The sequence below is a fragment of the Mycolicibacterium duvalii genome (assembly GCF_010726645.1).
Lineage (GTDB): Bacteria > Actinomycetota > Actinomycetes > Mycobacteriales > Mycobacteriaceae > Mycobacterium > Mycobacterium duvalii.
This window is the reverse complement of sequence record NZ_AP022563.1, coordinates 1,145,944-1,160,587: the sequence shown is the minus strand read 5'-3', so window position 1 is coordinate 1,160,587 and position 14,644 is coordinate 1,145,944. Positions and strand designations below refer to the sequence as shown.

The following is a 14,644-nucleotide window of genomic DNA, read 5'->3' as shown; positions in this document are numbered from 1 at the left end:
CGATGGCTACATCCGGTCGCAAGGCGACCACCAAGCTGACCACCGACGCGCTGGCCTTCCTGACCGAGCGTCATCTCGCCATGCTGACCACGTTGCGCAACGACGGATCACCGCATGTGGTGGCCGTCGGGTTCACCTTCGATCCGCAGACCCACATCGCCCGGGTGATCACCACCGGAGGTTCCCAGAAGGCGGTCAACGCCGAACATCGCGGCGTGGCCGTGCTCAGCCAGGTCGACGGGGCCCGGTGGTTGTCACTGGAAGGCAAGTCGACGGTACGCACCGACACCGACCACGTGCGCGATGCCGAACTGCGCTACGCGCAGCGCTATCGCACACCGCGCCCGAATCCGAAACGCGTGGTGATCGAGGTCAAAATCGAGCGGGTGCTGGGCTCGTCGAGCCTGCTCGACCGCAGCGACACCTGACCGCGGAGTCAGCGCACCGGCACCACGGTCAGATCGTGCGGTCGGTTGTTGACCGGCTCGGCACCGTCGCCGGTGACGATCACGATGTCCTCGATCCGCGCGCCCCACTCGCCGGCGAAGTAGATGCCCGGCTCCACCGAGAAAGCCATGCCCTGCTGCAGCGGCAGCGCGTTGCCGGCGACGATGTAGGGCTCCTCGTGCACCGACAGACCGATGCCGTGGCCGGTGCGATGCACGAACGCCTCGGCCAGCCCGGCTGCCGCCAGCACGTCACGGGCGGCGGCGTCGACCTGTTCAGCGGTGACGCCCGGGCGCACCGCGGCCACCGCGGCGCGCTGCGCCTCCTGCAGCACCGCATACCGGCGTCGCACGTCGTCGCCGGGTTCGCCGATGCTGTAGGTCCGGGTGCAGTCGGAGTTGTAGCCGACGCCGTAGGGGCCGCCGATGTCGACGACCACCACATCGCCTTCCCGCAGTTGCCGGTCCGAACATTCGTGGTGCGGGTCGGCCCCGTGCGGACCGGAGCCGACGATGATGAACGCCACCTCCGAATGCCCTTCGGCGACAATGGCTTCGGCGATATCAGCGGCGACGTCGGCTTCGGTGCGACCGGGGACGAGAAACTCCGGTACCCGGGCGTGCACGCGGTCGATCGCCGCGCCGGCGGCGCGCAGCGCGTCGATCTCGGCGGCGTCTTTGACCATCCGCAGCGAGCGCAGGACGTCGGTGGCCAGCACCGGCACCACACCCAGAGTCTGCGCCAGCGGCAGCAGATGCAGGGCGGGCATGGACTCGGTCACCGCCACCGCCGGCTGATCCACCCCCGCCAGCGCGTCGGCGACCAGCGCATAGGGATCGTCGCCGTCGACCCAGTCGCGCACGGCCACGCCCAGTTCGGGCACCGCGGACTCCTTGAGGGCGGCCAGTTCCAGCCGGGGCACCACGACGGTCGGGTCGCCGGCGGCGGGCAGCACCAGCGCGGTCAGCCGCTCGAAGGTCTGGGCGCGCGAGCCGGTCAGATACCGCAGGTCGTAGCCGGGAGTCAGGACCAGGCCCGCCAGTCCCGCGTCGGCGGCGGCGCGCGCGGCGGCGGCCATCCGGTGGGCGTAGACCTGCGTGCTGAATCGACCGTCGGACATGACCGCAAGGCTAGTCACTGCCCTGGCAGGATGGCGGGGTGACTGCTCCCCTGGTGCTCCTCGACGGTGCGAGCATGTGGTTTCGCTCCTACTTCGGTGTCCCGTCGTCCATCACCGCCCCCGACGGCCGACCCGTCAACGCCGTGCGCGGCTTCCTCGACGCCGTGGCCACGGTGATCACCCGCGAACAGCCGCACCGGTTGGTGGTCTGCCGTGACGACGACTGGCGACCGCAGTGGCGGGTCGACCTGATCCCGTCCTACAAGGCCCATCGGGTGGTCGAGGAGAACCTCGACGACGAACCCGACGTCGAGGAGGTTCCCGACGACCTGACCCCGCAGGTCGACATGATCTTCGAGATCCTCGACGCGTTCGGCATCGCGACCGCCGGCGCGGCCCACCACGAAGCCGACGACGTGCTGGGCACGCTGGCCGAGCGGGAGCGGCACGACCCGGTGGTGGTGGTCAGCGGGGACCGCGACCTGCTGCAGCTCGTCCGCGAGGAGCCGGTGCCGGTGCGGGTGCTCTACCTGGGCCGCGGCCTTTCCAAAGCCATCAAGCACGGTCCGGCGGAGGTCGCCGAGAACTACGGTGTCCCGGTCGACCGCGCGGGACCCGCCTACGCCGAGCTGGCGCTGCTGCGCGGCGACCCGAGCGACGGGCTGCCCGGTGTGGCCGGCATCGGCGAGAAGACCGCGGCTGCGCTGTTGGCGAAATACGGCTCCCTGGACCAGATTCTGGCCGCCACCGAGGACCCCCGCTCGGGGCTGTCGAAAGCCCACCGCACCAAGCTGCGCGGAGCGGCCGACTACATCGCGGCGGCGGCGCCGGTGGTGCGGGTGGCCACGGACTGCGACGTGGATTTCTCCACCGACTCCGACGCGTTGCCGCTGGCGGCCCGGAACCCCCGCAAAGTCTCCGAACTCGCCGAGCGTTACGGCGTGTCGTCCTCGGTCGGCCGCCTGCAGAGCGCGCTCGACGCTCTGCCGGGCTGATCGGCTACTTCGGCCGGCCGACCTCGTAGGTGCCCTCGTCGTCCTGGAACGTCACGGTGACCTGCCGGATGGTGCCGTCGATGCTGACCTCACACTCGAAGGTGGCGCCCTTGCGCACGGTCGGGCTGACACCGTCGTTGCAGGTCACATTGCTGACGTTGGTGGCACCGTAGCCGTTGGTCTCGTCGGTCAGGATCTGCTGGACACCCTGCTCGGCGGCCCCGATGTCGAGCTTGGTGGTGACGAAGAAGCCCGGCTTCCAGAAACCCAGCACCAGGACCGCGATGACGACGACGCCGACGAGCACACCGATGACCGTGCCGATGACGGCCAGCGAGCGCTTCGACCCGTCCTCCGAACCCGGCGCCGAATAGCCCGGGTACTGGCCGAACTGCCCCGGCTGACCCGGCTGCTGGCCGAATTGCCCGGGCGGCGGGCCGTAGCCCGGCTGACCGTAGGGCTGCCCGTAAGCGCCCGGCTGACCGTACTGCCCCTGCTGGGGGTAGCCGGTCGGCTGACCGTACTGGTCGGTGGGGGGATACTGCGGCGCGTACTGCTGCGGCTGTTGGTACTGCGGATACTGCTGCGGCGTGTAGGCCGGGGGCTGCCATTGGGGTTGCTCGGCACCGGGCGCCTGCGCCTGCTCCGACCCCGACGGCGGCTGCCAGCCCTGGTCGGTGGCGGCATCGCCGGACGGTTGCTCCGCGCCCGACGACTCAGGCTGTTGACCCGGCCACGGCTGCGTCGGATCAGGTCCCTGCGGTCCGCTCATTTCTCTCCTTGGTCGTGCCGTGCCTGCTGGGCCACACCCTACCCGGCATCAACAGCTACGACGCCGCGCCGGACGTCGTTGATGGCGCGTTTCGCGGTCGCCCGCAACGCCGGCGAGGGTGCGGCACCGCGCACCTGATCAGCCAGATCGAGCACCTGCCGGCACCAGCGGACGAAGTCGCCGGCCGACATGGACGATCCGGTGCCGGCGGTGTCGGACGCTGCCAGCGCGGTGGCCAGGTCGCCGGTGCGTGCCCAGCGGTAGATCGCGGTGACGAAGCCGTCGTCGGGTTCGCGGCTGTGCGCGATGCGGTGGCGCTGCTCGTCGGTGCGCAACTCGGCCCACAGCCGGCGGGTCTGGTTGAGGGCGCGGCGCAACCGGCCGGTCGGCACCTCGGCCACCCCGTTGAGCCCGCCGTCGCGGCGCGACTCGTACACCACCGCCGACAGCGCAGCCGCCAACTCGGCGGGGTCGAGCTCATCCCACACGCCGCTGCGCAGACATTCGGCCACCAACAGGTCGCTCTCGCTGTAGATGCGGGCGAGCAGCCGTCCCGCGTCGGTCACCGCCGGCGCGGCGTCGCCGGTTTCGGCGATGAACCCCCGTTCGGTCAGCAGCACCACGATGCGGTCGAAGGTGACGGCCAGCGAATTCGTCGCCGATTCGATCTTCTTGCGCAGCGCGGCGTTGTCGCGCTCGATCTTCAGGTAGCGCTCCGCCGCGCGCACCTTCTCTTCCCGGTCGGGCAGCCGGTGGGCCGGATGGGCGCGCATCCGTTCGCGCAGCGCGGCCAGCTCCGGATCGATGTCGGGCTCCGGCGGCGCTCCGCTGCGGCGCGGCCGGGCCGACGGCACGTCCAGCCCGGACGCGGCCGAACGCAGCGCGGAGGCCATGTCCCGACGTACCCGCGGGTTGCGGTGTTCCACCCGCTTGGGCAGCGTCATCCGGCCGACCGGCGGCGCCGCGCCGGAGTAGTCGGCCGACGAGATGCGGCCCGCCCACCGGTGCTCGGAGAGCACCAGCGGGCGCGGATCGTCGTCGTCGCGGGCCGGTTCCAGCACCACCGCCAGACCGCCCCGCTTGCCCTGGGTGATGGTGATGATGTCGCCGCGGCGCAGCGCCGCCAACGCGTCGTTGACCGCCTGCCGGCGCTGCAGCCGGGAGGCCCGCGACTGCGCCCGCTCGCGCGCGGTGATCTGCGCGCGCAGGCGCACATAGTCGAGGATCGGGGCGTCGCGGCCGCCGAACTCCGCGGCCGATTCGCCCAGCATCCGTTCGCCGCGCTCGACGCCCCGCACGAGTCCCACCACCGACCGGTCGGCCTGGTACTGGGCGAAGGAGCGCTCGAGCAGCCGGTGCGCCTGCTGCGGACCCATCTGATGGACCAGGTTGATGGTCATGTTGTAGGTCGGGGCGAACGAACTGCGCAGCGGGAACGTCCGCGTCGAGGCCAGGCCGGCCACTTCGGCCGGATCCACATCAGGGTTCCACAGCACCACGGCGTGGCCTTCGACATCGATGCCGCGCCGGCCCGCCCGCCCGGTCAGTTGGGTGTACTCGCCCGGCGTCAGCGGCATGTGCTGCTCGCCGTTGAACTTCACCAGTCGTTCGAGCACCACGGTGCGGGCCGGCATGTTGATGCCCAACGCCAACGTTTCCGTGGCGAACACGGCCTTGACCAACCCTGCGGTGAACAGTTCCTCGACGGTGTGGCGGAACGTCGGCAGCAGGCCGGCGTGGTGGGCGGCCAGCCCGCGCAGCAGCCCTTCCCGCCATTCGTGGAAGTCGAGGACCACCAGGTCGGTGTCGTTGAGGTCGGCGGTCCGACGGTCGACGATCTCGGCGATCCGGGCGCGTTCGGTGTCGGTGGTCAACCGCAGCGACGCCCGCAGACACTGTTTGACCGCGGCGTCGCAGCCGGCCCGGGAGAAGATGAACGTGATGGCGGGCAGCAGGTCGCGCTGTTCGAGTACCGAGATCACCTCGGGCCGCCCCGGCGTGCGGTAGATGCCGGGCCGGCCCGGACGGCCCCGGCCGCGCGGCTGCCAGTCGGCGAGCCGGTCGGCCTCGCGCCGGTGAGCGATGTGGCGCAACAACTCCGGGTCGACGGCCGGCTCGCGGCCGGACTTGGCCGCCTCGGCGGCCCGGTAGTCGAACAGGTCCAGCAGCCGCTTGCCGACCAGCACGTGCTGCCACAACGGCACCGGGCGGTGCTCGTCGACCACGACGGTGGTGTCACCGCGCACCGTCTGGATCCACCCACCGAACTCCTCGGCATTGCTCACCGTGGCCGACAGCGACACCAGCCGGACCTCTTCGGGCAGGTGCAGGATCACCTCTTCCCACACCGCGCCGCGCATGCGGTCGGCCAGGAAATGCACCTCGTCCATCACCACGTACGAAAGGCCGCGCAGCGCGGGAGAATCCGCGTAGAGCATGTTGCGCAGCACTTCGGTGGTCATCACGACGACGTCGGCGTCGCCGTTGACCGCCTGGTCACCGGTGAGCAGACCGATCCGCTCGGGGCCGTAGCGGCGCACCAGGTCGGCGTGCTTCTGGTTGCTCAGCGCTTTGATCGGCGTGGTGTAGAAGCACTTGCCGCCGGCGGCCAGTGCCAGATGGACCGCGAACTCCCCCACCACCGTCTTGCCGGCACCGGTGGGGGCGCACACCAGGACCCCGTGCCCGCCGGCGAGAGCCTCGCAGGCACGACGCTGGAAGTCATCGAGCGCGAAGGACAGGTGGGCGGTGAACGCGTCGATCTGCGAGCGGGCCGGCACCGGATCAGGTCGCGTCGTCATCGACGACGAGTCGGGACGGCGAGGGCACCGCAGACGGCGCATCGATGGGTTCGGCAGTACCGATGGGCGCGGCTTCGTCGTCGGCGACCGAGTCCAGCGCGGCGCGGCGGGCCCGGCCCTTGTCCGACAACCGGGCGATCTGGATCGCGAACTCCATCAGCGCGGTGATCGCCAGCGCCAGGGCCAGCATCGAGAACGGGTCCGACCCGGGTGTGGCGAACGCCGCAAAAACGAACACACCCATGATCAGGCCGCGGCGCCACGCCTTCAGCCGCTCGTAGGGCAGCACCCCGACCAGGTTCAGCATGATGATCAGCAGCGGGAACTCGAAGCTGATCCCGAACACCAGCAGCAGGTTGATCAAGAAGCCGAAGTACTGCTCGCCCGAGAGCGCGGTGACCTGAACATCACTGCCGATGGTCAACAGGAAGCCCAGCGCCTTGGCCAGCACCACGTAGGCCAGCACCGCCCCGGCGACGAACAGCCCGGCGCCGACCGTGACGAACGCGACCGCGAACCGCCGCTCCTTGGCGTAGAGGCCCGGTGTGATGAACGCCCACAGCTGATACAGCCAGACCGGGCAGGCCAGCACGATGCCGGCCGTCAGACCGACCTTGAGTCGCAGCATGAACTGGTCGAACGGCGCGGTCGCCAGCAGCCGGCATCCGCCGTCGGGGGTGATGGACGCGCGCGACGAGTCCGGGAGCGCACAGTAGGGACCTCGCAGCCAGTCACCGAGGCTGGGCAACCCGAGGAAACCGTGGCCGTACCACAGGAAGCCGAGGACCGTGGTGATAAGGACGGCGAGCACCGAGATGAGAAGCCGCGTGCGCAACTCGGTGAGATGGTCGACCAGCGACATGGTGCCGTCTGGGTTGACCCGCGATCGGCGGCGGCGCGGGTCGAGTTTCTTGAGGACTCCGGGGATCTGCACGGCAGTTGCCTAGGTGCTGGTCACAGGCGCGTGATCACCACCGCGGGGCTGGCACCGCGGCGCGAGACGACCCGTTCAGGCTGAGCGCTGGTCCGGTGAGGTCTCGGACTCCGCCGGTGCCGCACCACGGTCGGGTCCGTCGGACACGCGCTCGGAGGTGATCTGAGTCGGGGTGTCCGGCTTGGACTCGGCCTGCATTTCCTTGATCTCGGACTTGAAGATGCGCATCGACTTACCCAGGGAGCGCGCCGCGTCGGGGAGCTTTTTGGCACCGAAGAGCAGCACGAACACGGCAATGACGATGGCCCAGTGCCACGGTGAGAGACCACCCAATTTCGTTACCTCCAGACGTCGGAGCCGAGTCTACTCGGTTCTGGTCGCCGCGCTGGCCTCGTAGGCCGCCAATGCGGCGACCGCCGCCGACCGGACCCGCTCGGCGAGCCCCTCCGGGGCGAGCACCTCCACGGCGGACCCGAACCCGAGGACGAACCTCGCCATCCAGTCGTCGGAGGCGTAGGTCATGGCCGCGTCGCAGGAGCCGTCGGGATGCTCGGCCAGCACCCGCAGCGGGTAGTAGTCGAACATCCACGACGCCGACCGGCTGACCCGCAGCGTGGCGGTCGGCAGTGACGGATCCGCGGAGTCCGGGTCGAACAGCGAGGTGTCCGGCGCGGCCTGCACCGCAGGCGGTGGGGGCATCGCCGGCTCGTCGAGCACCCGCGCGTCGACGATCCGGTCGAAGCGGAACAGCCGTACGCCCTCGGCGGTGCGACACCACGCCTCGAGGTAGCTGTGGTCGGCGACGAGCACCACGCGGATCGGGTCGACGACCCGGCTGGACAGCACGTCGTGGGAGGCGGAGTAGTACTCGATGGCCAGGGCCCGCCCGGAGCGCACGGCGGTGCGGACCGCCGCGGCGGCCTCACTCTCGATCGGCGCCGGCTCGTCCACGGCGGTGCCCTCGCTGTGGTGGCCCGCGTGCCCGGCGGCGGATTCGATCTTGGCGATCGCGCTGCGCGCGGCTTCGGGGTCGACCATGCCCGGCACGTCGAGCAGCGCCCGCAACGCGACCAGCACGCCGGTGGCCTCCGGGGACGTCAACCGCAACGGGTGGTCGATGCCGGCGGTGAACGTGACCTCGATGGTGTCGCCGGAGAAATCGAAGTCGATCAGGTCTCCCGGTCCGTACCCGGGCAGCCCACACATCCAGAGCTGGGTCAGGTCGTCGCGCAGCTGTTTGACGCTGACCCCGAGGTCGGCCGCGGCTTCGTTGTAGGTGATCCGCGGGTTGGCCTGGAAGTACGGCACCATGTTGAGCAGCCGCACCAGCCGGGTGCTGACGCCGGTCATGCCCGCACCCCCGCCTGTGCTCTCAGCCGGGCGATCACATCCGCGCGCAACGCCTCGGGTTCGAGCACGATCGCGTCGGCTCCGTAGCTGGCCACCTCGCGCGCGAGGCGGTCGAACATCCCCACCTCGACGGTCAACTCGTCACCGGCACGGCCGCCCAGGGTCCGCGGGCTCGTCGCGATGGCGTGCCGGCGCAGAGCCAGCGCGCGGTCGGCGGCGACCCACACTCGGGCCTGCCCCGCGTCGGGCCACTCGCCCACCACCCGGGCGACGATCTCCCGCAGGTCGACTTCAGCCGGTTTGCGCACCGCGCCCGGCTCGCCGATCAGGGCGACGTCGGCGCCGATGCGCGACAGCCGGAACGTGCGCACCGCGTCGCGGTCGCGGTCGTGGCCGACGAGGTACCACCGGCCCCGGTCGGTGACGACGCCCCACGGCTCCACGGTGCGGGTGACGTACGGCTCGCTGCGCGACGGCCGATGCGGGAACTGCACCGCGTGACCGGAATCGATGGCCGACAGCAGCATGCCGAGCACATCCTCGGAGCCGCGCAACCCCGGCAACGCGGCCGTGGAGGTGATCGTCACGCCCAACTCGTCGACCGCGTCGATGTCGATGCCGGCGGCCCGCAGCTTCAGCAGCGCGCCCTGTGTCGCGGTGATCAGCTCGGGCGATTCCCACAGCTGGGTGGCCACCGCCACCGCGGCGGCTTCGTCGGCGGTGAGCCGGACCGCCGGCAGCGCGTAGGCCTCCCGGTTGATCCGATACCCCTCGGTCGGGTCCGACGGCGACACCCGGCCGGTCTCCAACGGGATGCCCAGGTCGCGCAATTCGTTCTTGTCGCGCTCGAACATTCGGGAGAATGCCTCGTCGCTGGCATTCTCGCTGTAGCCGAACACCGTCTCGCGGATCCGTTCGGCGGTGATGAAGGTGTTCGTGGACAGCAGCGCGATGACGAGGTTCATCAATCGTTCGACTTTGGACACCGCCACGGCTACGAGCTTAGAGCGCGTCGGCGGCCGGGCTGGACAGTGATCTCCAGCGCGCCGCCCGTCACATGCTGGCGATGAGCCGCTTGACCCGTTCGTCGACCGAGCGGAACGGATCCTTGCAGAGGACGGTGCGCTGGGCCTGGTCGTTGAGCTTGAGGTGCACCCAGTCGACGGTGAAGTCGCGGCCGGCTTCCTGCGCGGCGCTGATGAACTCGCCCCGCAGCTTGGCGCGGGTGGTCTGCGGCGGGGTGTTGACCGCGGCTTCGATCTCCTCGTCGGTGGTGATCCGGGCGGCAAGACCCTTGCGCTGCAGCAGATCGAACACCCCGCGACCGCGCTTGATGTCGTGGTAGGCCAGATCGAGTTGGCTGATCTTCGGATCGGACAGCTCCATGTTGTAGCGATCCTGGTAGCGCTGGAACAGCTTGCGCTTGATCACCCAGTCGATCTCGGTGTCGACCTTGGCGAAATCCTGACTCTCTACCGCGTCGAGCTGTCGGCCCCACAGGTCGACGACCTGGGTGATCTGCGGGTCCGGTTCCCGGGTCTGCAGATACTCCACCGCGCGGGTGTAGTACTCGCGCTGGATGTCCAGGGCGCTGGCCTGGCGACCGCCGGCCAGGCGCACCGGCCGCCGCCCGGTCAGGTCGTGGCTGACCTCGCGGATGGCCCGGATGGGGTTGTCCAGCGAGAAGTCACGGAACGCCACCCCGGCCTCGATCATCTCGAGAACCAGCGACGCCGAGCCGACCTTGAGCATCGTGGTGGACTCGCTCATGTTGGAGTCACCGACGATGACATGCAGACGCCGGTACTTCTCCGCGTCGGCGTGCGGCTCGTCGCGGGTGTTGATGATCGGCCGCGACCGGGTGGTCGCGCTCGACACGCCCTCCCAGATGTGTTCGGCGCGCTGGCTCAGACAGAACGTCGCCGCCTTGGGGGTCTGCAGCACTTTGCCCGCGCCGCAGATCAATTGGCGGGTGACCAGGAACGGCAGCAGCACATCGGAGATCCGGGAGAACTCCCCGGCCCGCACGATCAGGTAGTTCTCGTGGCAGCCGTAGGAGTTGCCGGCCGAATCGGTGTTGTTCTTGAACAGGTAGATGTCGCCGCCGATACCCTCGTCGGCCAGCCGCTGCTCGGCGTCGATCAGCAGGTCCTCGAGGACCCGCTCACCAGCGCGGTCGTGGGTGACCAACTGGGCGAGGTTGTCGCATTCGGCGGTCGCGTATTCGGGATGGCTGCCCACATCGAGATACAGGCGCGCACCGTTGCGGAGGAAGACGTTCGAGCTGCGGCCCCACGACACCACCCGGCGGAACAGATACCGGGCGACCTCGTCGGGGCTGAGCCGGCGATGGCCGTGGAACGTGCAGGTGACACCGAACTCCGTCTCGATGCCCATGATTCGTCGCTGCACCTCATCGAGACTACTGGTTGCCTGCCCGGTGTGGTGTCCGACACCGCGGACTTCTCCCCTGTGGATAACCGGGGCGCCGGCGCTGCGGCACCTGCCAGCATGAGCCATGGGGGAAATCGCTCGCATCGATCTCGACCGATTGTCCGGCCTCGCCGACCGCGTCAGCGAGGCCATCGACCGGATCGCCGCGCTCACCTGGCCACGGCTGGAGCCTGGTGCGCTACCCGGATCGGCGCTCAGCACCGCGGCCACACCGCACCCTGTCGCGCACCGCATCGACGGGGTCGTGACCGACCTGCGGGACTGGGTGATGGCCGCCCGCGCCGCCGCGGACGCGTTCGCGCACGCCGACTCCGTCAACGCCGCCCGGATGCCTCGCCGGTGAACGGACCGACCGTCTCGCAGGCCCGGGCCTGGGAGCCCGGGGCGTTGTCGCGGCTCGCCACAGCCTGGGAGGAGGCGGCGCGGCGCGTTCTCGCCGAGGCCGACGCGGTCGGCGGCGCGGTCGGGCGCAGCCGCGACCACTGGACCGGCACCGCCGCCGATGCCGCCCGCACCCGGGCCCGTGGGGTCACCGACACCGCGACGGCCACCGCGCGGGTACTGATCGCGGCATCGGTCGCCGCGCAGGACGGCGCCGAGCAGATCGGCGCGGCCCGCAGACAGGTGCTGGCCCTGGTCGAAGCCGCCGAGCACGCTGGATTTCGCGTCGGCGACGACGGCGCTGTGCACCGGGCCGCAGACCCCGGTCCGCTGCTGAGCGCGCTCGCCGGGGGCGACCGATCCACGGCTGAGGACATGCTGGAAGCCCGGGCCCAGCGGTTGAGCGGCGACGTGCGCGTCGCCCTGCAGCGTCTCGGTGCAGCCGACGCCGACGCGGCCGGTGACATCACCGCGGCGTTCTCCGCAGCGACGGAGCCGGCGTCCAACGCCCCTGCCACGGTGCCCGCCGGCTCACGGCCGGTGCGGGCCGCCGATCCGTTGGCCGAGGTGGTGCACGGGTGGCCGGCGATGAGCCAGGACCGGATCGCGGCGCAGGTCGCAGCGATGTCCGCACAGCAGCGCGACCAACTGGTCGCCGAGTTTCCCCGCGAGGTCGGCAACACCGACGGGGTGCCGTGGGCGATGCGGGTTCAGGCCAACCGCGTGAACATCGCGTCGGCGATCCTGGCCGAGGACGGCCGCGACGACGGTTCCCGACGTCGCCTGGCGCTCTACCGCGACCTGCTCGGCGAGGTCGACGATCCGACCGGTCGCCGTGGACGCATCCCGCGCCAGATCATCGCGTTCGATCCCGCGCGCGCGTCGCTGGTCGAGCTCAACGGCGACCTGAGCACCGCACGCGGCGTCGGCGTGCTGGTGCCGGGGGTCAACACCACGATGGACGGGTCGGCGGCCAACACCGCGACCGCCCGGCGGTTCGTCTCCGGCAGCCGGGGTGAGGTCGCGATGATCACCTACCTCGGTGGGCCGTTCCCGCAGGTCGACGATCCGTCCGACGTGGTGCGGCATGCCGCCGATCCGGACTACGCACTGCAGATGGCGCCCCGGCTGGTCGCGTTCAGCGAGGATGTGGACCGCGCCGTGACGTCGGGCGTCCCGGTGACGGTCATCGGCCATTCCTACGGCGGCTCGATCGTCGGGACAGCGGAGACCCTCGGCCTGACGTCGGATCGCACCCTGTTTCTGGCGGCGGCCGGCTCGGGCGTCGGGGTCGACGACCCGGCGGACTGGCAGAACCGCAACCCGGAGGTGCGACGGTTCTCGATGACGGCACCGGGCGATTTCATCGAGCTGGTGCAGGGTATTCCCGGCGGCCCGCACGGCGCCGATCCCGACGAGATGCCCGGCGTCACCGTCCTGGCCACCGGCCGTTACGACGACGGCGACTGGGTGGCCGGGTGGGACGCCCACAGCGGCATGCTCAACCGACCCTCGGACGCCTGGCGCACGATCCTGGCTGTGATCTCCGGCGAGTCCTAGGAGGAACCGTTCGCCGACTCGCTCTCGGGCGCCGAATCAGTCTGTGGGAGCAGCGCTTCCAGCGCCGAACCGGTGATCCGGCGAAACGCCCGGCGCGGGCGGTTCACGTCGAGGATGGCCACCTCCAGCGTGGCCGGCCCCAGCGTGCGCGGCTCGCTGCCGTTGCCACCGGCGCTCAGCGCCGCCACTGCGATCGCCACAGCATCCTCCAACGAGGCGTTCTCCTTGTAGGACTCGTTGAGAGCGGCGATGATCGGTTCGGTGGTACCGCCCATCACCACGAAGTGCGGTTCGTCGGCGATGGATCCGTCGTAGGTGATGCGGTAGAGCTCAGGCGCTTTGGTCTCGCCGTGGTGCGCGACCTCGGCCACACACAGTTCCACTTCGTAGGGCTTGGCCTGCTCGGTGAAGATCGTGCCCAGCGTCTGGGCGTACACGTTGGCCAGCTGGCGACCGGTCACGTCCCGGCGCGAATACGCGTAACCCTGGGTGTCGGCGAAGCGGATACCGCCGCTGCGCAGATTGTTGAACTCGTTGAACCGGCCCACCGCGGCGAACGCCACGCGGTCGTAGAGCTCGCTGACCTTCTGCAGCGACCGTGACGGGTTCTCCGCGACGAACAGCACGCCGTCGGCGTAGGCCAGTGCGATGACGCTGCGGCCGCGGGCGATTCCCTTCCGGGCGAGCTCCGAGCGCTCGCGCATCGCCTGCTCGGGCGAGATGAAGTACGGGAAGCTCACAGCTCGTCACCTCGCATCGGGCGGGCGTCGGGTCCGAAGGTGTCTTCCCGCGAACGGTTGTCGATGATCTGACGGCACACCTCGGCGATTCGGTCCTCGGGCACCTCGACCGCGCCGTCGATGGTGATCATCACCGCGGTCGGGAAGATGCCCCGCACCAGATCCGGTCCACCGGTGGCGGAGTCGTCGTCGGCGGCGTCGTAGAGCGCCTCGACGGCGACCCGCAGCGCCGAATCACCGTCGCTGACCTGGGAGTAGAGCTTCTTCATCGACGATTTCGCGAAGATCGAGCCCGACCCGACCGACTGGTAGCCCTCCTCTTCGAGGTTGTGGCCACCCGCGGCGTCGAACGACACGATGCGGCCGGCTCCGTCGGGATTGGGGTCGTCGAGGTCGTAGCCCGCCAGCAGCGGGAGCGCCACGAAGCCCTGCAGGGCCGCGCCGAGGTTGCCCCGGACCATCGTCGACAGCCGGTTGACCTTGCCCGGGAAGGTCAGCGCCACACCCTCGAGCTTCTCGTAGTGCTCGAGTTCGACGGCGTAGAGGCGGGCGAACTCGACGGCGATCGCCGCGGTGCCGGCGATGCCGGTGGCGGTGTAGTCGTCGGTGATGTAGACCTTCTGCACATCGCGGCTGGCGATCATGTGCCCCTGGGTGGCGCGCCGGTCACCGGCCATCACCACACCGCCGGGGAATTTCAGCGCCACGATCGTGGTGCCGTGCGGTACTGATTCGGTCGGCACTCCGGTGGACGCGCCTGCCGCCGCGGGTGGCAGCAGGTGCGGCGCCTGGTGGCGCAGGAAATCACTGAAGGACGACAGATTCACACCGGTGGGCGATAGAGGTAGTGCGGACGGAAAGGCCGAATGTTCGTTATGCGGCCAGGTCACTGTCCACCCTTCTGCACGTATGCACGCACGAAGTCCTCGGCGTTCTCCTCGAGGACGTCGTCGATCTCGTCAAGCAGGTCGTCGGTTTCCTCGGTCAGCTTCTCGCGGCGCTCCTGCCCGGCGGCCGTGCTGCCGGTGGGGTCGTCGTCCTCGCCGCCCCCGCCGCCGCGCTTGGTCTGCTCCTGAGCCATCGCTGCCTC

General features: G+C 70.2%; 15 protein-coding genes. 4 read left to right on the top strand and 11 right to left on the bottom strand.

Translation table 11 applies throughout. From position 1 onward, the window contains the following. The first annotated feature begins 2 nt into the window (after positions 1 to 2). Entirely contained in the window at positions 3 to 428 is a 426-nt protein-coding gene (locus tag G6N31_RS05285; protein WP_098002577.1) for a F420-dependent biliverdin reductase, read from the top strand. An 8-nt stretch (positions 429 to 436) separates the two neighbouring features. Here the strand turns inward: G6N31_RS05285 and G6N31_RS05280 are convergent, their stop codons facing one another. Beyond that, positions 437 to 1,567 (bottom strand): M24 family metallopeptidase, encoded by a 1,131-nt coding sequence (locus tag G6N31_RS05280; protein ID WP_098002576.1) that lies wholly within the window; start codon positions 1,565 to 1,567, stop codon positions 437 to 439. A 38-nt stretch (positions 1,568 to 1,605) separates the two neighbouring features. Between G6N31_RS05280 and G6N31_RS05275 the strand changes: the two genes are divergently transcribed. Next, positions 1,606 to 2,562 (top strand): 5'-3' exonuclease, encoded by a 957-nt coding sequence (locus G6N31_RS05275; RefSeq protein WP_098002575.1) that lies wholly within the window; start codon positions 1,606 to 1,608, stop codon positions 2,560 to 2,562. A gap of 4 nt (positions 2,563 to 2,566) precedes the next feature. Here the strand turns inward: G6N31_RS05275 and G6N31_RS05270 are convergent, their stop codons facing one another. The 7 genes from G6N31_RS05270 to pafA form a co-directional block, all read right to left on the bottom strand. Further along, the gene (locus tag G6N31_RS05270) at positions 2,567 to 3,334 is read right to left on the bottom strand and encodes a DUF4333 domain-containing protein (protein WP_098002574.1); all 768 of its coding nucleotides are present in this window, start codon (positions 3,332 to 3,334) and stop codon (positions 2,567 to 2,569) included. 38 nt (positions 3,335 to 3,372) lie between these two features. Beyond that, a complete protein-coding gene (locus tag G6N31_RS05265) occupies positions 3,373 to 6,135 on the bottom strand; it encodes a DEAD/DEAH box helicase (RefSeq protein ID WP_098002573.1) in 2,763 nt (920 codons plus the stop codon). Continuing rightward, positions 6,119 to 7,069 (bottom strand): twin-arginine translocase subunit TatC, encoded by a 951-nt coding sequence (gene tatC / locus G6N31_RS05260; RefSeq protein WP_098002572.1) that lies wholly within the window; start codon positions 7,067 to 7,069, stop codon positions 6,119 to 6,121. The genes G6N31_RS05265 and tatC overlap by 17 nt, the downstream gene beginning before the upstream one ends. 75 nt (positions 7,070 to 7,144) lie before the next feature. Then, entirely contained in the window at positions 7,145 to 7,402 is a 258-nt protein-coding gene (gene tatA, locus G6N31_RS05255) for a Sec-independent protein translocase subunit TatA (protein WP_098002571.1), read from the bottom strand. A gap of 30 nt (positions 7,403 to 7,432) precedes the next feature. Next, the gene (locus G6N31_RS05250; protein WP_098002570.1) at positions 7,433 to 8,419 is read right to left on the bottom strand and encodes a helix-turn-helix transcriptional regulator; all 987 of its coding nucleotides are present in this window, start codon (positions 8,417 to 8,419) and stop codon (positions 7,433 to 7,435) included. After that, positions 8,416 to 9,411, bottom strand: a complete 996-nt coding sequence (locus tag G6N31_RS05245; protein ID WP_098002569.1) for a helix-turn-helix transcriptional regulator — start codon at positions 9,409 to 9,411, stop codon at positions 8,416 to 8,418. Before G6N31_RS05245 ends, G6N31_RS05250 begins: the two co-directional genes overlap by 4 nt. 61 nt (positions 9,412 to 9,472) lie before the next feature. Continuing rightward, positions 9,473 to 10,831 carry a Pup--protein ligase gene (gene pafA / locus G6N31_RS05240; RefSeq protein WP_098002568.1) on the bottom strand — a complete coding sequence of 453 codons (1,359 nt, stop codon included), beginning with the start codon at positions 10,829 to 10,831 and terminating at the stop codon, positions 9,473 to 9,475. A gap of 106 nt (positions 10,832 to 10,937) precedes the next feature. Between pafA and G6N31_RS05235 the strand changes: the two genes are divergently transcribed. Then, positions 10,938 to 11,216 carry a DUF7162 family protein gene (locus G6N31_RS05235; protein WP_098002567.1) on the top strand — a complete coding sequence of 93 codons (279 nt, stop codon included), beginning with the start codon at positions 10,938 to 10,940 and terminating at the stop codon, positions 11,214 to 11,216. After that, complete coding sequence (locus G6N31_RS05230; RefSeq protein WP_098002566.1) at positions 11,213 to 12,814, top strand: alpha/beta hydrolase; 1,602 nt, start codon at positions 11,213 to 11,215, stop codon at positions 12,812 to 12,814. The genes G6N31_RS05235 and G6N31_RS05230 overlap by 4 nt, the downstream gene beginning before the upstream one ends. On the opposite strand, the gene prcA is transcribed toward G6N31_RS05230, so the two are convergent. From prcA to G6N31_RS05215, 3 genes are read right to left on the bottom strand one after another with little or no spacing between them, the layout of a single operon-like run. Next, a complete protein-coding gene (prcA, locus tag G6N31_RS05225) occupies positions 12,811 to 13,554 on the bottom strand; it encodes a proteasome subunit alpha (RefSeq protein WP_098002565.1) in 744 nt (247 codons plus the stop codon). The two genes, G6N31_RS05230 and prcA, sit on opposite strands and share 4 nt — an antisense overlap. Then, positions 13,551 to 14,444, bottom strand: a complete 894-nt coding sequence (gene prcB / locus G6N31_RS05220) for a proteasome subunit beta (protein WP_098002564.1) — start codon at positions 14,442 to 14,444, stop codon at positions 13,551 to 13,553. Before prcB ends, prcA begins: the two co-directional genes overlap by 4 nt. Continuing rightward, positions 14,441 to 14,635, bottom strand: coding sequence for a ubiquitin-like protein Pup (locus G6N31_RS05215; RefSeq protein ID WP_011893953.1), 195 nt, complete (start codon positions 14,633 to 14,635; stop codon positions 14,441 to 14,443). The genes prcB and G6N31_RS05215 overlap by 4 nt, the downstream gene beginning before the upstream one ends. Positions 14,636 to 14,644: the final 9 nt, after the last annotated feature.